13 protein-coding genes are annotated in these 18567 nt (G+C 63.7%); 3 read left to right on the top strand and 10 right to left on the bottom strand.

All coding sequences use genetic code 11. The features are described from left to right. The first annotated feature begins 63 nt into the window (after positions 1 to 63). Positions 64 to 498, top strand: a complete 435-nt coding sequence (locus tag ABD767_RS05990) for a HipA domain-containing protein (protein ID WP_425549898.1) — start codon at positions 64 to 66, stop codon at positions 496 to 498. 192 nt (positions 499 to 690) lie between these two features. On the opposite strand, the gene ABD767_RS05985 is transcribed toward ABD767_RS05990, so the two are convergent. Next, a protein-coding gene (locus ABD767_RS05985; RefSeq protein ID WP_344868739.1) for an IS3 family transposase occupies positions 691 to 1838 on the bottom strand; the annotation gives its coding sequence in 2 pieces (ribosomal slippage) (positions 691 to 1577 and positions 1577 to 1838; 1149 coding nt in all). A gap of 85 nt (positions 1839 to 1923) precedes the next feature. On the opposite strand from ABD767_RS05985, the gene ABD767_RS05980 reads away from it, so the two are divergent. Both ABD767_RS05980 and ABD767_RS05975 read left to right on the top strand, forming a co-directional pair. Next, the gene (locus ABD767_RS05980) at positions 1924 to 2178 is read left to right on the top strand and encodes a DUF2274 domain-containing protein (protein ID WP_312563846.1); all 255 of its coding nucleotides are present in this window, start codon (positions 1924 to 1926) and stop codon (positions 2176 to 2178) included. A 324-nt stretch (positions 2179 to 2502) separates the two neighbouring features. After that, positions 2503 to 4041, top strand: a complete 1539-nt coding sequence (locus tag ABD767_RS05975) for a DNA cytosine methyltransferase (protein ID WP_344868736.1) — start codon at positions 2503 to 2505, stop codon at positions 4039 to 4041. A gap of 54 nt (positions 4042 to 4095) precedes the next feature. Here ABD767_RS05975 and ABD767_RS05970 read toward each other — a convergent pair whose 3' ends face one another. The 9 genes from ABD767_RS05970 to ABD767_RS05930 are packed head-to-tail and all read right to left on the bottom strand — an operon-like array spanning position 4096 to position 18037. After that, a complete protein-coding gene (locus ABD767_RS05970; protein ID WP_344868734.1) occupies positions 4096 to 4338 on the bottom strand; it encodes a hypothetical protein in 243 nt (80 codons plus the stop codon). A 30-nt stretch (positions 4339 to 4368) separates the two neighbouring features. Next, complete coding sequence (locus ABD767_RS05965; protein ID WP_344868732.1) at positions 4369 to 6198, bottom strand: hypothetical protein; 1830 nt, start codon at positions 6196 to 6198, stop codon at positions 4369 to 4371. Positions 6199 to 6201: 3 nt separating this feature from the next. Then, a complete protein-coding gene (locus tag ABD767_RS05960) occupies positions 6202 to 6660 on the bottom strand; it encodes a very short patch repair endonuclease (RefSeq protein WP_312563842.1) in 459 nt (152 codons plus the stop codon). A gap of 23 nt (positions 6661 to 6683) precedes the next feature. Next, the gene (locus ABD767_RS05955; RefSeq protein WP_312563840.1) at positions 6684 to 8204 is read right to left on the bottom strand and encodes a hypothetical protein; all 1521 of its coding nucleotides are present in this window, start codon (positions 8202 to 8204) and stop codon (positions 6684 to 6686) included. A gap of 43 nt (positions 8205 to 8247) precedes the next feature. Continuing rightward, positions 8248 to 10017, bottom strand: coding sequence for an AIPR family protein (locus tag ABD767_RS05950; protein WP_312563839.1), 1770 nt, complete (start codon positions 10015 to 10017; stop codon positions 8248 to 8250). A 2-nt stretch (positions 10018 to 10019) separates the two neighbouring features. Continuing rightward, positions 10020 to 11030, bottom strand: coding sequence for a PD-(D/E)XK motif protein (locus tag ABD767_RS05945; RefSeq protein ID WP_312563838.1), 1011 nt, complete (start codon positions 11028 to 11030; stop codon positions 10020 to 10022). After that, positions 11014 to 13956 carry a Z1 domain-containing protein gene (locus ABD767_RS05940; RefSeq protein WP_312563837.1) on the bottom strand — a complete coding sequence of 981 codons (2943 nt, stop codon included), beginning with the start codon at positions 13954 to 13956 and terminating at the stop codon, positions 11014 to 11016. Before ABD767_RS05940 ends, ABD767_RS05945 begins: the two co-directional genes overlap by 17 nt. Beyond that, on the bottom strand, positions 13953 to 15446 hold the full coding sequence (locus tag ABD767_RS05935; protein ID WP_344868728.1) for an ATP-binding protein: 1494 nt from the start codon (positions 15444 to 15446) through the stop codon (positions 13953 to 13955). The genes ABD767_RS05940 and ABD767_RS05935 overlap by 4 nt, the downstream gene beginning before the upstream one ends. After that, positions 15443 to 18037 carry a sigma-70 family RNA polymerase sigma factor gene (locus ABD767_RS05930; RefSeq protein WP_344868726.1) on the bottom strand — a complete coding sequence of 865 codons (2595 nt, stop codon included), beginning with the start codon at positions 18035 to 18037 and terminating at the stop codon, positions 15443 to 15445. The genes ABD767_RS05935 and ABD767_RS05930 overlap by 4 nt, the downstream gene beginning before the upstream one ends. Positions 18038 to 18567 lie beyond the last annotated feature (530 nt).

The raw sequence follows: 18567 nt of genomic DNA, 5'->3' as shown, positions 1-18567 counted from the left end.
GGTCGTTCTGGCGTTCTCCTCTTACTGCGGCTGGCGCCGCGTGGCGCCACGCCGACCAGTCATATGTTCAAGATCCCACTCAGCCTGATCGGTAGGCGGCACGCTGGCACGCTGCGGCAATCGGTGAACGCCGAGGCCGACATGAAAACGCTGATGGCGGCGCAAGTGCTGCTCTGGTTACTGCGAGCGCCCCACGGCCATGCCAAGAACTTCAGCATTCAGCTCCTGCCACGCGGTCGTTTCCAGTTGACCCCGCTGTATGACGTGATGTCGGTCTACCCGGTGTTGGATAAAGGTCGCAGCCCGTGGTCACCGTATGAAATCAAGCTGGCAATGGCCTTGATCGGCAAGAGCCGGCACTACGAGATGCAAGGTGTCCAGCGCAGGCACTTCAACAGCACGGCGCAGAAAGTTGACTATGCATCGACCGCTGAGCCGATCATTGAAGAACTTCTGGCTCGTACGCTATCGGCAATCGCCGAAGTGCAAGCCGAATAGCCACAGGACGTCTCACCGCGTGTCCGTGATGCCATCCCTGGACGGGCTTGAGCGGGCGGCCAGAACACTCGGTGAGATGCCGCCGTAAGGAAGCGAAGAGCCGGGTGTTTCAGGGCGAGTTCGAGCGGGCGAAGATGCAACCCGATCGACGATAAGGCCGGATGGGCTGCTGCCGGTTCCGTTGACACCGACCTAAGCTTCTTGAGCTTTCTCGAACTGTACGGGACTGAGATAGCCGAGCGTCGAATGCCGGCGCGTCGGGTTGTAGAAGCACTCGATGTAGTCGAACACATCTGAACGGGCCCGCCCTCGTGTGCGGTACACCTTCCTGGCCGTGCGCTCGGTCTTGAGGGAGCTGAAGAAGCTCTCCATGGCCGAGTTGTCCCAGACCTCACCGGCCCGGCTCATGCTGCAAGTGATGCCTTGTTCATCCAGCAGCTTCTGGAAGTGCTCGCTGGTGTATTGGCTGCCCTGGTCCGAGTGATGCAACAAGGCCACCGGCTTGCCTCGCCGCCACACGGCCATCATCAGCGCATCCACCACGAGCTGCGAGGTCATGCTCTCCTGCATCGACCAGCCCACGATGCGCCGCGAGTACAGGTCCAGCACCGCCGCCACGTACAGCCAGCCCTCGGCTGTCCAGATGTAGGTGAAGTCGGCTACCCACTTCTGGTTCGGGCCATCGGCCCGGAACTGGCGGTCCAGCACGTTATCGGCCACCGCGCCGCGCGTGCCCCGGTCCTTGGGCAGTCCACGTCGTCGGGGCCTGGCTCGTAGTGCCTGCTCTCGCATGAGTCGCTCGATGCGGTGCAGACCACAGGCTTGACCTTGCTCCAACACGTCGTGCCACACACGGCGCGCGCCGTAGGTGCGGTCGCTGCGCACGAAGCTCTGGTGGACCTGCGCGCCCAGCACTTCATCGCTGAGGCTGCGCTGGCTCCTGGGCCGTGTGAGCCACGCGTAGAAGCCACCCCGCGAGACACCGAGCGCCTCGCACATCAGATTGACCGGCCAGGCCCCTCGGTGTTTCGCCACGAAGCCGAACTTCACATCGACTCCTTCGCGAAGTAGGCCGCGGCTTTTTTCAGGATGTCGCGCTCCATCTTGAGCTTGGCAACCTCCTTGCGCAGTCGCGCTATCTCCGCGTCCTGGGCCTTCTGCTTGCCGTTGCCAGGGAACGCCTCCTGGGGCTCCTCTCGCAACTCACGAACCCACTTGCGCAGCACGTTCTCGTGAACGTCCAGGTCCTTGGCTGCCTGGGCCACAGCCACGCCACGCTCGGTGACCAACCTGACCGCCTCGAACTTGAACTCGCGGCTGAATGTCCTTCTTCTCTCCATGAACCACCTCCGGTTTCATCTTCCACCTTAACAAGGTGTCATCGAAACCGGCAGCAGCCCAGTTTGTCAATCGGGGGCTCATGCGATGAGCACGAACAAGAAGCTGAGGCTGGGGCCGCTGCCCAAGACCGAGAGCACAAGGGTCACGTTCTCTTGCCCAATAAGCCTGAAGGCTGAACTGGACCGCTACGCCGCGCTGCACGCGCAGACCTACGGCGAAACGGTCGATGCGGCCGCCTTGATTCCGCACATGCTGGAGGCTTTCATGGCGGGGGATCGAGCATTCGGAAAACGGCGGACACTCAAAAGTGCTTCATTGACTAAATCGCCAGACGCCTGACGACACCGTTGGCTGCGATAAGGATGTTTAAAAGAGGCAGCGACACTTTTAGGCGCTTGAGTGGCAAAGCGTAGTTATGAACTTTTTGAAGAATGAGCCAGGAGAGGAATAGGAGGATCCCCTGGTCCCGGGATGATGCGAATGGACGGCGCATGAGAAGGGCAGCCGGTGAATCGCTGTATCAAGACAGCTAAAATATAGGGTTGCCAGAAGTGGGTCTGGCTTGTCGCTGTCGGCCCCTTCCTGCACTCCATCGGGTGGGCCGGTGGCTTCATGATCTGAACACGAGAAGAAGAACTGATGGCGCGGCACAGTGAGATTCCGGTGATCGATTTGTTCGCCGGGCCGGGAGGGCTATGCGAAGGCTTTTCGTCCATCTTTGACGAGGCCGGCGCGCGGCGCTTCGCCGTCAAGGTCTCCGTTGAGATGGACCCCATCGCCCACCGGACACTGCTGCTGCGGTCGATTTTTCGCAAGTTCCCCAAAGGCAAGGTCCCTAGCTGCTACTACGACTACATCCGCGGGAAGATCACCCGCGAGGCGTTCCTGACCCATCCCGACATCAAGGACGCGGCCGAGCGCGCCGCCAAGGAGGCGCGCTGCGCGGAACTCGGCGCCACCCCCGCCGAGGAGGTGGACGGCTGGATTCGGGAAGCGTTGGGCAACCAGACCGACTGGGTGCTCATCGGCGGCCCGCCGTGCCAAGCCTATTCGCTGGCCGGACGCTCGCGCCTGCGCAGCAAGGACCCGAAGAAGTTCGAGGCCGACGCCAAGCACTTCCTCTACACCGAATACCTGCGGATCATTCAGCAGTTTGCCCCGGCCGTCTTCGTGATGGAGAACGTCAAGGGGATGCTGAACTCCACCAATTCGGGCAAGCGCATCTTCGAGAAAATCCTCGCCGATCTCAAATCGCCGCGAGAGAACCTGAGCTACGAGGTTCGGTCGCTGGTGGTCCACAAGGCCAATGGGGAGGAACTTGACCCCAACGACTATGTGATCGAGGCCGACGACTACGGCATCCCGCAAAGCCGACACCGCGTCATCCTCTTTGGCATCCGCTCCGACGTGGCGGAGGCGACTCCGGCCCTCGCTGAGAACCCCGAGCGCTTCCTGCTGACCAAGGCCAAGAAAAAAGTGGGTGTGAGCGCCGCCTTGGCGGGCCTGCCCGCTCTGCGCAGCCGGCTGTCCAAGGAGCCCGACTCGCAAGAGGCGTGGATGAAGGTCCTGCGCGAGTCGCCCAAGTCGCTCAAAGACTGGCGCATTCCGTTGCGAAGCGTCATCGAGACGGCCATGGAGAAGTTCATTAAGAGGGCCGAGAAGCAAACGACCTTCGGCTCGACCTTCATCCCCATGGAGGTGGCGCCGGGAGAGGCCATGCCCAAGGCATTGCGTGAGTGGTATCTGGACCCGAAGGTGGGAGGCGTCCTGCAACACGAGACGCGCAGCCACATGCGGTCGGACCTGCACCGCTACATGTTCGCCGCTTGCTTCGCGGCCACCCAGAAATACGCCCCGGACCTTCGCAACTTCCCGCCAAGGCTACTGCCCGACCATGTAAACGTGGACGAGGAGACGATCCCGTTCAAGGACCGCTTCCGCGTGCAGATGGGCAAGCATCCATCGTCCACCGTGGTGGCCCACATCAAGAAGGATGGGCATTACTACATCCACCCGGACCCCGCGCAGTGCCGCAGCTTGACGGCCCGCGAGGCTGCCCGCCTGCAAACGTTCCCCGACAACTACTTCTTCGAGGGGAACCGCACCGAGCAATACGGGCAGATCGGCAACGCGGTCCCACCACTGCTAGCCAAGCAGATCGCGGAGATCATCTACGCCTTCATGTCGTCGCCACGCAAGTAGGCGGCGAGCGCAACCTCAGCCTTCGACTCGAAAGTCCCGCAACTTGGCTAGGTTCTACGCTTGGTCCCATAAGGCGCTGTGCCGCTCCATTCCTTCCTCGGTCGCCGGGTCCATCCCGTGGCGCAGGAAGACCGCGTAGATGACCATGTTGGCGTTGCAGAAGTCGTGCGAATGGCAGACCTCTGGCACCGTTTCCGCGCGGTTGCGTTCGACCAACTCTCGCATTTGCTCCAGCCCAAGACAGGCGTGGAGGTCTTGGCTGAATTCGAGATCGATGGTGGCGGCGGAGGGCGTCATAGGCATTCGGCGTTAGGGTGCGTGGCACGGTTATAGCGTGCGAATGGCCGACTCCCCGCCCGTTTCCGAAGCCCTGTTCTTGTCGTCCGCCCGGTTCCAAAAGTCGTGAATGTGAAGCGTCTTGTCGGCGATTCGCATCAATGCTGGCATCGGATAGACGATGGGCACTTGCCCATGTTCTTCGATCAAGCGCGCGTGGACATCGCGCATGGACCCAGCGGACGGGCCAATCTCCATGCGCGCGCGGACAAACTGCGGCCACACGCCCATCGCCAGTTCGGGCGCCTCCGTCCTGACGCCATAGCCTTGTGTGCGGACCGACGACCTTGAAATGGCGAAGAGCAACGCGCTCCTGGCGGCCTCGCCTCGCTTCTGCTTGAGCCGCAGCGACTTGTCGAGCGCCGAGACACCGTTTTCGTCGAGCCATGACTTGACCTTGCCCGACCAGTCCCCCAACTCGGCGGAGAGGTTGGCGGCCTTGCTGCGAAGCTGGCGCACGTCGTTGGTGGAGTAGTCCTGCCACTTCAACTGAAAGAGGCCCACGTCGCCCGTGAGTTTGTCGTAGATGATCGCGTCAATGTCCGTGAGAACCGCGCCGCCTCGGCGAAGTTTCAGATTGCCGGGGAAGCGGATATAGCGATTTCCGCCGAACATCCCAAAGAGCTGCCTGCGCATCCACTCCTCTCGGTCGGCGGCGACGGCGTGCTCTGTGCGCGGGTCCAACCACTGATGCTGGGTCCTGGCCGCGGTGAACGGGTTTCGGGTGAGGCACGAGACCGGCCGCAGGATGAACCCATTGCCTAGGTCGAAGAGCATGGGAATCAGTGGCGTGGAGTGCTCGGCGAGCTTCTTGGATTGCTCCGATGTCATCGCCAGAGCATTGAAGACTGCATGGACCACTGGCTCTGGGCGTCCACTCATGATGGAGATCGACTCTTCGAGCGTGTCTCTTGGTCCCCAAATGGTCAGGCTTTGAGCAACCGACACTTCAGGGAAAAGCTTCTTGGCGACCGACACGCAGCCGAAGTGTTTGGCATGAAGGCTGATGAGCGCCGCGCCGACGCCCGCGATGTCCGCGCCGGTGATGGGGCCCAGTTTTGCGTCTGCATGAATGCCGGAGTCCTCGCGCCAAGGTGTTGCCAGTGCCAGCGCCTCGGCCATGTAATGCCTGTCCACCTCGATGCGCGCGTCATACGCCACCATCACGCCATAGCCCGTGTCCCATGGTCTCACCAACGGCTTGATGAGCTCCTCGATGTCGGGTCTGAGCCAGCGCTTTACTGGAGCGTTGGCAATTGCCATGTAGTTTCCCGGCATGTCGGGGAAGCGCAAGGCATCACGCATTGAGGCCATCGTCCAGCCGACGCTTGACGATGGCAATCGCGCCTCAGCGGCCTTCAACTTGTCCAACTCCGAAGCGTCAGCGAACTGCGTCCGCGCGTCTTCGCTCATGCGGATGTGGAACTCGTCGCCATTCCTGGCCACTTCCATGATGCCCCTTTCGCTCATGTCGGCCAGGCGGCGCAGCATCGACACCTTGCCGAGCTCCTGCATGAGGCTGGCAGCGAAGGTGCGCGACTCTTGCGTGCTTTCCATAATGGGGAAGGCGCCGGGTTGGTCCAACGGCTCAAAGAGCTCGGCCACAGCCCTGTTCCATCCCCAATACATGAGGTCGAATGACTGCGCGACCTTCTCGTCGTTGCCGATCAGAGCCGGGGCATGGGTGCCCCAGTAGTCCATTGCGCGGACCACTTCGACGAACAAGACAAACCGGCCGATCCTGTCTGTTGGCAATGGCTTGAGGACGGTGGCGAGGTGGACCTCGGCCAAGTCTCGGAGGGCTTGCGCAGAATCGGACATGGCTCAGCTTCGCGTCGGCGCGCCGATTTCGCCAAGGGGCTCGCAGCCCTCGACCCAAGAGTTCATGGCGGCTTGCAGGCCAGCGGCGGCCTCCGCGTCGCGCGTCGAGCATTCCCAGACGCACAGCACCCGCCAACCGAGAGCTTGCAGCTTCTCGACCGTGCGGCGGTCGCGCGCCACGTTCGCCTCGAGCTTGGCCTTCCAGAACTCCGGCCGCGTCGCGGGCATCTTGGCGAATCGGCATCCCTGGTGCATGTGCCAGAAGCAGCCGTGAACGAATACGGCCACCCTGCGCCCGGGCATGACGATATCGGGCGCGCCTGGAAGGTCCCGCCGATGCAGCCGGAAGCGGTAGCCCAGGGCGAAAAGCATCCGGCGGACGATCAGCTCGGGCTTGGTGTTCTTGCCCTGGATGCCGGCCATCATCCGGCTGCGGTCGGCGGGAGAGACGATATCAACCATGGGCTTGTACCGAATCGGCTAAATCAGCCCTTCACAGGGCCGCGCACACGGAAATACTTATCGACGAGATGAGGGCGAGCCGACACGAAAGCTTGAAGTAGAAAGCGATCGACCTTGCGCACTTCCACGTCGCGCTTCCCGCAGATCGAATCTACCTTGTCGTGGAGAGTAGCGTCGATATACCCGCAGGTCATCACGCCGTACCCTCCGGCATCGTATTGTTCGATCACATCGCCGATGGACTTGATGTGCTTTGGCGTCAGCGAGTCATCAGCACGGATGTGTTTGCACTGAAAGACCCACTTGACCGGGGGCCGATAGAAAGGGGGGGCGCGGTTTGTCCAGGCCACTATGTCCCGCCCGCCATCGCGCGAGCGTGACTTGCCGATCTTCTCCAGCCGGTTTCGATCGAACTGCGGCGATGTGTACAGGTAGTCCCAGCAAAGCTGCTCGAAAAGCTCATCGTCGAGAATCTCCCACGGAAGATCGGGCGCCGACTTGGCCGACCCGCCATCGTGCAGGCTTGTTGCCAGAGATTGCAGGACCTCGGCCTGAGCAGCGCGCCCCGGGGTGGGGCGCTGGTGTTCGCTAAAGAAGACGATTGTGAATCCGGAGCACCTGAGTGCGGCAAACCCCGAAAAATCGCCGACCCAAGCGGACGGCTCGTCATCGGACCCGGCGACCCGCCCTTCGAAGGCAATGAGGTCATACGAGTCCGGCTCGGACTGCGTACGTCGAACAAACTCGTCGCCGCAGGCGATCGCCTGAGTGACGAGCTCTGACGGAACACCGACAACTACATGCCCGCCAATGAAACTGGCCTCTTGCTCGGTCATGACCATCCGTGCAGGCAGGAGCGCTTCACCGCTGTAGCCCACGCTCTCGAGCACCTCTGCGAGTAACGCGTCCGCCGGTAGGATCAACTCGCCATCCGACAAAAGAACGGCCCGACCACCTGCGCGGATGGACCTACTAACGAAAAAACCATACCGCCGTTCCGGGTGGCGCTGAAGATGCTCCTTCAGCGCCTCGGTGTCCTCCCACTCTCCATACGACATGATCAGGTTGCCGACGTAGTGATCGGCGATCTCGGGGAACAGGAGTTCGCTCTGTTCCAGGGATTCCTCGTAGTCGTATCGCGCTTTCCGGACTTGCTCGAATTCTCCGCGCAGACCATCGGTCTCGTGATCGGGATAGTCGACGAATATCGCCATCCGCGCGAGTTCCAGCGCCATGGCATGCGGGTCGTAGCTGTCAAGTTCAAGCCGGATCACATTCAAGTGCTCGACCTTCGTCCACGACATCGATCGTCGTGTCGCATAGGCGCCAAGACGCTCGGCGATAAGGGACGCGTCCAGAAAGTCATCGGCCAGATCCAGATGCGAGTTCGAACTCCCGACGGAGGGGAGTGGGATGTCAACGGCAAACGCACGACCCGAGGAGACAGCTAGCAAGAACTCTGTGACTACGTCGGTCAGCGTCTGAGCGTCGTTGGGCAACTCTAGTTTCACCGCCGACTGCGCGGCGTCATTTGCTTCAGGCATGTGCTTCTTGGAGAAGATTTCGAGGGAATCCTTACGAATTGGCCTATTTCATTTCCGGGATGTTGGTGGCCGGGGCCGAGTAGCTCGCGCCCATCACGGCCTCCTTGCACTCGGGCCGCTTGGCCCACTCGGACACCATCTTGCCGCCGGACGACGAGTGCAGAACGTCATTGACCTCCTTGGCCCACACGGCAATTTGCGCGAGCAGCTCGGGAGACGCCGCCTGTTTGGCCCAGATTCGCTCGAGATCGATGCGGTCGCCGAGTTTCTCGGCCACGAGCGACACCGTGTAGGCGGTCACGTTGGCTTGGAAGGCCTGGAACATCGGCCGCAAGAGCTTCTGCGCGTCGCGGTAAATCTTCGCCTTGGCGATCATGGCCTTGAAGTCGGCGACGCTGGGCAGCGGCGCCTCTTGGCCGTCGGCCGGCGTCAGGCCAGCCATGAACTTGTCGAAGTTCTTCTGCGAGCCGAGGCTGACGATGTCGGGCTTCTTATCCCAGGCGGTGATGTATTTGGCCAAGTCGGTCTTGGTGACGCGGCGGGCCGTCGGGATCGCCTCCTTCAAGGCTTTGAGCTTGGCTGGCGTGGTGCCCTCGCGGGCGAGCAGCGTGTTGTAGCTGCCCGAGGCGCGCTCGTAGAACCATTGGCCGACGCCGTCGGGGCAGTAGACCGAGCGCGAGAGCTTCTCGATCTCGACATGGAAAGGCTTGTTGGCCGACAGGTCCGATTGCCGCACGGCGTTCTGGCTGTTGGCAAAGCGGCTGATGTCGGAGACCAGCGCCTCCTCCTTGGCCGAGTCCTGCGCGCGCATGACGATGATCTTGGCGGGCACCCGCACGCGGCTGAGGTCGGTGTCGGGATACTTCTTCTTGGCGAAGTAGATCGACGCTGTGGTTTGTCCGCCGTTGACGATTTGCAGGCCCTTGAGCCAAGCGATGCCAGCCGAGCCGTCGCCGGGCTTGCCGAGGCGCATCTCGTCGGCCACGATCACGATGCCGTTGTTGTAGGCCATGAACCGCTCGGGGGCCGAGCGCAGCGTGTTCTGGATGCCGGCGTTGACGCCCTTGCCCTTGACGCTCAGGAACGACCGCACGTTCGCCTCGAGCAGCCGCGCGCCGAATTTCTCGTAGAGCAGGCGCAGCGCCTCGGCCGGGATCGCGGTGAGGGCATAGTCGTAGTCGTCGTTCTCGCCTGGCACGAACACGCAGGGCAGGGGCGCGCCCGAGACTTCGGCGAAATCGACCACCAGTTCGTCGCGCGGCTTGCCCTCGGACCAATGCCGGTGCAGCCGCTCGATGTCCATCACTTCCAGGCGCACGGCCTTGCCGCCGATGTCGCGGGTCTTGAAGCTCTTGGACTTGGCGACGCGGTCGGTGATGACGTAGACGCGAATCTGCTCCAAGTCGTCATAGATGGCCTGCAGTGTCTCGGCCAGCGAGCGCACGTCGCTGGACGGGTCGAGCTTGGGCGCCATCTTGCCCTCCGCGCACAGCGTCAGAAAGCGCAGGCACTGCTCGACGGCGGTCTTGGTCTCCGAGTCCGGCACGGGCGTCGGGACATCTACGTTGGCGTAGAGGCTCACAAACAAGTCGAGCTGGTCGCTTTCCTCGGACAGCGAGTAGCCGCTCAGGCGCAAGTTGGCGTTGCCGACCTTGCCTTCGAAGTGGCACTCGACGGGCTCGAAGGTCATGCCGATGTCCGACATGTGGTCCATTACGATGCCGGAGAAGACCAGCTCCTCATACAGCGCGCCGTCGCGCATCTGCGAGCGGACGGCGGCCTGCGTCTCGCGCAGGAATTCAGGCAAATTCATCCTTAGATTGCTCCCAGTTTCTTCAATGCGCCCTTGGCCCCGACGTTGTCGCCCGGCGCCTTGTCGAGGTCGATTTCATACATGGCCTTCATGATGCCCGCCGGAACCGTGCCCGAGGTCATCCGGGGAAAGTTGGCCGCGACCTCTACGACGCGCATGCCGGCTTGCTCGAACTTCCTTGGATAGCGGTCGGAGTGCGAATCGATGTAGCCCGCGGCTAGCAGGCGCTCGGATAGCAGCCGCTCGGCCTCGCCGTCGCCCTTGATGGCTTGGCGCATCGCCTCGACGAAGCCTGGCAGGTTCTGCCCGCTCTCTGCTTGCCGCAGCCGGGCTCCGGCCACAAAGAGGGGCTGGCGCGTGGAGTCGTCAAGCTGCTCGAGCGAGCCGATCCTGGCGGGGAATCCCGCCGCCGACAGCGTGGCCTTGACCTCCAAGGCGCCAGCACCAATCTCGAAGTCCTGGATGCCGTCCAGCGGCCCCACCCACGACTCGATGGCCGTGGCTGGCGCGACGCCCGCCTCGATGATGGCCCGCAGCAGCGTGAGCTCGCCAATCAGGCCGATCTCGGCATCGGGGCTCAGCGCCTGGCTCCCCTTGCGCATGAACTCCTGCCAGGCTCCCACGCGGCCGATGAAGACGCGCAGGAGCTTGCCTTCGTCGGAGCCGGCCGCGACCGAGTCGTCGAGCGCGCCGATGACATCGCACGCCATGGACGCAAAGAGCTCCGCGCTGCCGGCCGATTTGCGGGTCAGCGCGAGCCAGAGCTCGCCGCTGCCCTCGGGGTCCGCGCGCTCGACGGCAAAGCCCTGGCCCTCGGGCAGCTTGTCGGCGGCAGCGAGCTTCGCGCTGGGAAAGCACACCAGGACCGCCTCGGCGTTGTCCGGCGAGCGCCTGCCCGCGCGCAGCTGCAGTTCCCCGGCAGAGGGCAGGGCGATGGCTTGCCAGCCTGGCTCGGCATCGGCGCTGGTGAGCGACGACCAGGCCATCAGGAATTCGTTACTCGGACGGGCCATATTCCTGCATCCAGTAGAGGAGGTTCACTTCGTATTCCACCCGGATGCCGTTCTCGGCCGACGGGAAGGCGATGGCGAAGGCCATGATGGGCTTCTCCCAGCTAGGCACGATGAGGTTCTCAGGAGCCTTGGACTTGCCCTTGTAAGGGGACAGCGTGTAGAGCAGCAGCAAGCCGCGGTCGGCGTCGCCGCCGAGCCGGTCGCGCGCCTCGCGGATGCCCTTGCCGCTGGGGCTCGTGGGTGGGTTGACTCGGCCTCGCGCCGGGTCGGGCTTCCACGCCGCGCGGGTGCGGGTGAGCGCGTCGCGCCACACGTCGTCGTCGATGTCGATACCCTCGTCCTTCGGGTCGGTCAGAACGCCGATGGCGAACATCGCCGGGTCCTTCGCGCTCGGCTGGTCGTCCATCTTGCGCGTTTGGAGCGACTTCGCCTCGAAGCCGCCAGGGAAGGTGTATGGCTCGCCGACGCCGTCGCCGCCGGAGAGCAGGGCGACGCTCCACTGCTTCAACTTGCCGATGTCGAGCATCTTGGCGATGAAGTCGGAGAGCACCGCGGCCTTGGCGCTGGTGGCGTTCGGATGGGTCGCGTAGGCGGCGAGGAACGCGAGGACATGGGACGCGTCCACGTCCTGCCAGAGGCGCGCGCCCGGCCAGGAGTCGGCCTCACCGTCGCGCGGGTATTTGGGCGCGTCCACGAACTTCGTGCCGAGGGCCGCGACCAGCGCGTCGGTCGCGTCGAGGTTGGCCTTCTGGATCGCCGCGTTGCGGTGGAAGAGGATCGTTTGCGGGCGCGTGCCGCTGTAGGTCAGTGACAGCGTCTGCGCGTTGCGCATCTTCAAGGGCGACGTGACCGTGAGAGTCTCGTGCGACATGACCTTGAGGCCGTATTGCTCGGGCGTGAGCTTGGCTTTCGCCATGAAGTCGAACTCTTCGCGCAGCTCCTCGGAGGCGTCGGCGATGTGGCCGAACCATTTGACCAGGTCCGGCGACGTGTAGAGCCGGCAGAGATCCAGATATCCCGGACGGTAGCCGAACCAGCGGCCCATCTGCATCAGCGTGTCATACATCTTCGTCGTGCGGACGAAGTAGCTGGTGCATAGGCCTTCGAGCGTCAGGCCCCGCGCCAGCTTGTCGCCGCCGACCGCGATGACCTTGAGGGCGGCGCCAGGCGTGGCGTAGTCGAGCGCGTCCTTGGCCGTGCCGTTGATCGAGCGCACGTCGATGTCGTCGAGCACGTCGGGCAGCTTGGCGAGCACGTCGTCCCAGGAGGGCATCGGCGGAGGCAGCTCTTCGGGCGTCGAGAATTCGGCGATCTTGTCGCGCGTCGGCACGAAGTCTTCGTCCCAGAGCTTGCGCATCTGCGTCAACAGCTCGTCGGCGTCGCTGCCGCGGGTGATCTTCTGGCGCATCCGGCGCACGGCCTCCTCGACCTGCTCGCGCACATGGTCCTGCACTGCCACGTAGCGGGTGACGTGGATCAGCATGGAACTGTGGTCGAGCCCTTGGCCGCGCAGCTCGCGAACCGCGCAGGCCAACACGAAGGAATGGATCGCTTCGCGCAGGGACTGGGGAATCGTCTCCTGGCCGTTGTGGACTGGAACGTGGGTCTTCTTGTGATTGGGCGGCATCCACCCCGCCTCGGCCTCCGGGTCGTAGTGGTCGAGGATGCTGCACGAGAGCGGCAGTGCGCCAACGCGGCCTTCCTTGGTCAGCTTGCCGAACATGCGGGCGGGGCCGACGTAATTCGACGGCGCCGCCAGGTTGATGATGAAGGCCTTGGGAAAGAGGTCGGGGCCTTCGGCGATGGTCGCGCCCTTGTGGTGGATGTAGATGTTGGCAAAGGGCGTGGCCGTGTAGCCCACGTAGGCCTTGCGGGTGAACGAGTGCAGGACCCGCCGGATGAGGCTGTTGATTGTCTTGGGCGAATGCTCCTCGTCCGGCGTGCCGTCCTCGTTGAAGAGCTGCTCGCCAGTGTCCACCGACGCGTTGTCCGCTTCGTCGTCGATCACCAGCAGCGGCAGTTTGGTCACAAGCCTCCACTCCTTTCCGTCCGGGAGCGGTTGCTGGAGAGGCAGCGTGTAGGGGAGCGGGTGGGGCGTGTCGGCCACCCGCTTCTGAATCCACTTGAGCAGCTCCGTGAGCACGGTCTTTTGCTTCTTGACCACGAAGATCCAGGGCCGCTCCTCGGGCGAGATGCCGTTGAAGTGCTTGGCGATGGCCTTGCTGAAATCTCCGTTCTCCGCGCGAGTCGTCGCCGAGTTGGTTTTGAGGTCTTCGCCGAACGCGGCCACGCCGATGGACGCTCCGGGGTCGCCGCCTTGCGTCGTCTCGTAGCCCAGGAAGCCCTCCTCGAGGCGAATCTGGGTCTGCGAACGCAGGTTGTTGTGGAGGCCCGCGAGCACGATGATGATCTTGTAGCCGGCGTCGGCGGCCTTGTTGATGAGGCCCGTGTAGTTGCTGGTCTTGCCGGACTGCACATGCCCGACGACCAGGCCGCGCCGATCCCACGGATCGGCCCGCAGCGGGTCTTCGAGGAGGCCCAGGATGTCGCTGGTGGATTCGTCGAGGCCATCGACCACCACGTCCGACAGCTTCGACTCCTGGTAGTCGCGATAGCGGCGCCAGTAGTGCCAGTCCTTCTTGCGGGCGGCGTTGAGCCACTCGATGTGGCCGGCGTCATCCTTGAGCGTGGTGGCTTTGCCCATGCGGTGGCTGAACCGCTGAATCAGCGTGGAGACCGCCTTGGCCTCGTCGAGCGGGATCGGCGGATCGCTGGCGAACATCGCGGCAGCCAGTTTCACCTTCTCGGCGATGTAGGCCGGCGTGACCTTGGAGGAGTCCTTCTCCGCCTTCACCAGCCGCTGCGCGGTGGCGATGACATCTTCGAGCAACTGGGCTTGCGCTGCTGCTTCTTCCGCTGCGGTCATTTCTTACTCTCTAGTTTCGCGACGAGCGCGGGATATTTTTGGAACGGCTCCGTGCGTAACATTGACTTGCGCGCCTCTTCGACGCTAAGGCCCTTGCGCTCGATGAGGTCATTGAAGAGCACGCTGGCGACTTCGATGACCGCCGCGTTGGGCTCGCCCTCGAAGCTTGTGCGCGGCGTCTCCTTGTTCTCGGCTGTGTCGAGCCAGATGCGCTGCACGGGCACGGTCTCCTCGATCACGCGAAGCATCGACTTGACCAAGGGCGCGAGCGCCCCCGCGCTCTCCAGGACAGCCGCCACCGAAGGGTGCGCTTCGTCGATCCGGTAGCGCATACCGGCCCTGACCCGCTCGACGCGCCAGGCTTGCTCGATGGGGATGTTGCCCTTTGCGGGCGCGGGCGTACCGCGGTATGCGAACACGCGTCGGGCGCGCTCGCGGGTGTTCTCGGCTAAGAGGGTGAGCCAGGGGCGCAGCGACACCGGTGGGCGTGCAGTGGACTTGCGAACGTCAATCTTCCAGTCGGCATCGGCGGTGTTGGGGATGTCCAGGCGGATGCGCGCTAGGCGGTGCGCTTCCTCGCGGTTCCACGCCCGGGAGCTGCCAAGGCCCAGCCAGCCGCCCGCGACCAAGAGCCGCTCGTTGCGGTAGACGTAGAAGCCTTGCTGCGCGGTCCATCCGGCCGGGCCGGCGTTGTCCTCAAACTCTTTCGCGGTCAGCTTGTCGCGGTGCGGCAGGACGTGCGCCTGCACCGTGACCGTTCCGTAGTCGGTGGCACGGTTGCTTGGCGGCGACGACCAAGGCTTAGCCGGGTGCCCCGACATGAAAGGGTCCCACGGCGCTACGGCGCGGCCGTTGAGGAGCAGTTTGAGCTTGGCCCGCGGTCCTTGGAGAAGGCGGTGGAAGACCATCGCCAGATGGGACTCGACGGTGTCGATGAGGTCGTGGAAGTCGTCGGAGGTGTAGCCGGTGGTCACGACGCGGTCCATTGTCTCCCACAGTACGACGGTGCCAGCCTTCTTTCCCTTCAAGCCCGCGACGAAGGACTTGGACCCTTGCGCCGGCCCCTCGAACAGGAGCCACCCACCATCGGGATCGGCAGCGAGCTCGTCGAGGTCCCAGCGCAGGCAACTGGCGGCGCCGCCTTTGACGGTGGCGACTGTGAGGCGGCGGCACTGCGAGAAGGATGCGGTTTTCAGGCCCATGCCGAAGCGCCCGAGGTCGTGCGCCGAACGGACATCGAGCGGGTTCTTGTCGCCTAGGCGCATCGCGCTTTCGAGTTCGGCGTCATCCATGCCGCGCCCGTCGTCGAGGATGGTGATGCGGCTGTTCGGGCCGCTCCACACGAAGTCGAGCCGGACTTCGGTCGCGCCGGCCGACACGCTGTTGTCGATGATGTCGGCCAAGGCCGCACCGGTAGAGTAGCCGAGGCCCCGAAGGGACTCGAGCATCGCCATCGCGCGCGGCGGCGCGCTTCTTGACTTGGGCTTCATCGCCAATAGCCTTTCCCTGGCCAGAACTCGAATCCCAGGTCAATGAGATTTCGGACAATCTTGCGAGAGTGGTTGTTGGGGGTCTCCGTAATGTGGACCCATATTCTTCGATCAGGGCCGTCAGGAGAGTCTTCGACGGTGAAGCCAATGGCTCGGACGTGCGCAAGAAGCTTTTCGAGCGCATTGGGATCGGACCCTGTCGGCTGCTCCGGCCATGCGGCCACTTGCGCTGCCGGCTCAGGCTTCGTCGCCGCGACTTTTGCCTCCTCGGTTGGCTCGCGGCCGTCGTCCTCAGTGTCGGAGTCTGTTCGCGTGCTGGCGCTCTGACGGGGCTTCGGGGTCAGGCCGATTTCAATCAAGAATCGGTCGAGACGCGTGGGATGCCTCAATCGCCGCAGGGCCTTGGCCTCGATTTGCCGGATGCGCTCGCGCGTCACGTCGAGTCGCGTGCCGATCTCTTCGAGCGTCATCGAATCCTGGACGCCGATGCCGTAGCGCATGCGCATGACGTTCTCTTCTTTGAGCTTGAGGGTGCTGAGGAGGTGGTCCACCGATTCGCCCAACTGGATGTTCTCGACGCATTCCATGGGATCGCGGACGGCGAACTGGTCCTTCGCATGGGTGGCAATGAGGCAGTCGATATCAGGAAGCTCGTGCAGAGGCAGCGGCTCCAGGCTCATGCGAGAGAGAGCCTCAACCTTGGGGACGGGAAGCTCGACGAGCACCGAGACCTCCTCGAGCGTTGGCGCGTGGCCATGGCGAGACTTGAAGGCGTGGGTGGCTTGCGCAATGCGCTGAGTCTTCTCGTAGACGTGGACGGGGAGGCGGATGGTCTTGCCCTTGTCGGCCACGAAGCGCCCGACCTGCTGGCGAATCCACCACGTCGCGTAGGTCGAGAACTTGAAGCCCCTGCGCCAGTCGTAGCGGTCCACCGCCTTGATGAGGCCGATGTTCCCTTCTTGCAGCAGGTCGTCGAGCGGCTGACCGCTGAACAGGTATTTCTTGGCGATGGAGTAGACGAGCTTCAAGTTGGCGATGGCCATCCGGTCGCGCGCGCGCTGGTAAGTCCGCATCGCCTGGCCGAACGCATGGGCGGGCGCTACCTCGCCGACGAGCCCGGAGTCGGCCAGCTCCATCAGAAAGCCACGGGTCAGGCCCAGCGAGGCCAGCACGCCACGGCAGGCTTTCCATTCGGCCGTGTCCTGGCTCGCGCCGACGGGCAGGCCCGACAAGAGCTCCGCGTTGGCGCAAAACTCTGTGTGCTCGTCGGTGGACTCTTTTGTGTCGAGGTCAAACTGCGAGTCGGGTTCGTCTTCGGAGCCTGCGGACTCGCCCTCGGCGGCTGACGGCTCCAATGCGGCGTCCACTTCGGCATCCGCGTCGGTCTCGGCGGTGGGCGTAGAGTGCGAGTCCTGGGGTTCGATTTGCGGGCCAGAGGACATCGCGCGCAGCGGCTTGGCGCCTTTGGCCACCAGACGGGCCGTCTCAAGCGTTGCGGTGACGCCCGTGGGCCACGCGGCCAGAGCGTCGAGCGCCTGTTCAACGCCGCGCTCCATGGCTTGGCCCAGCGCGACTTCGGCCTCGGCTGTCAGCAGGGCCTCGCGCTGGAGTTCGCGCTGATAGAGGCGCAAGGGCTCGTTGTGGCTCGTGGCAAGGTCGTCCAGGAACGCCAAGGCGTCGGCGACTGCATCTTCTTCGCCGGGCTTCTCGTCGGGCGCGACGAAGACCTCAAAGCTCTCCTCGGGCGTCGAATACTCAAATCGCTCGTCGGTTTCGGCGCCGAGGTCGTTGATGACCATGCCAAGTAGCGCACCGGCCTCGGCGTCGGGCTCTCCGTCGTCGCCGCGCGTCAAATCCTCGATGACCTCTTGTGGGACGCTGCCCTCGCGGATGGCGCGAAGCAGGACCAGGCGCAGCCGCTCGCGGGCCTCGGCGTCTTCGGCGCGAGGCAGCGGAGTCGCACGGTCGGGCAAGAAGGCGTCGAAGTCATCCCAGTCGGCCGACGTGTCGATGGGCTGGTGTTCGGTGATCGCCGCTTGGATTTCCACGGCGGCCACGGCGAGGGTCGGATCGCCCTCGGGAGGCGCTTGTTCCTCCTCGGCCTCCCAGTCGCTCAGATCGAATCCAAGACCATCGTCGACGGCCATCAAGGCGGTTTCCGGCGCGGGGGCTTCCGGGGTTGGAGCTGCGGCTGGGGGAGGGGGCTGGTCGGGCTCGAGATCCGTGAGCCCGAACGCTGAGGCAACGTTGGCGGCTTGCGCGGGAACGGCTCCATCGTGCTCCACGGTCTGAGGCACGCAAGCGGCCTCGATGGCTGAGGCCGCCTCGTGCGCGCCGGCCGCCTGGGCGATGCCAAGGGCGTCGCGCCCTGATGGATCGCGCAAGTCAGCGTCGGCGCCAGCGGCAAGCAGCAGCTTACAAATGGCGGCCTTGTTGCGAGCCGCGGAGAGCATGAGGGGCGTTTGGCCCTTTTCGTCGCGAGCGTTGAGGTCGTCGCCGCGGTTGATGTGGATCTGGACTGCGCTCTCGACGCCCGCAACTACGGCCATCCGGAGGAATCGGCTCAGTTGAGGAGTGTCTTGGACCGCCATGTCGGTTACGCGCGTGCCATATCTCGGCGCGGCCTGACGGCGGTGTCCGTGTGTGACCGAAGGCTTCCTCTCCCTCCCGGTTCAAAGCGCCGGCCTTGGCCGATCCGCAACTTCTTCTCTGCGGCCATTTTGGCTCTATTGAGTTGAAACGTTACAAATTCTACAGGGGCCACATAGGGAAAATTGGCTCGTCTTCCTCATTCTGGAGTAGCCGTGCGCCTAGCGTCACTGGCCGCTTTGACTTGGGTCAGGCGCAGCATCAAAACGGCTGGCGCGTTGCTGCGCCGGTTATTGGCGAGTACGGGGCGGTCGAATATCGGATGTTCTTTGGCCTAGGCCTTGTAGTGCTAGGCCATGCCCGAGCCTAGAATTTGAAGTTGGCGTAGGCAAATCGACCTGCCCAGGGGCGTGTCCGAATTTTTGTGTAAACGGGTCGGACTTCAATTGACGGAGATGCGGTCTCCGAACTGAATGGTAAAGCGGGTCAGCGCGGCCTTCCAATCCCGGATGGGCATGGTCCACTTCTGGCT

The organism is Comamonas faecalis, from assembly GCF_039538025.1.
Classification (GTDB): Bacteria; Pseudomonadota; Gammaproteobacteria; order Burkholderiales; family Burkholderiaceae_C; genus Comamonas_C; species Comamonas_C faecalis.
This window is presented reverse-complemented; position numbering and strand designations above follow the sequence as displayed.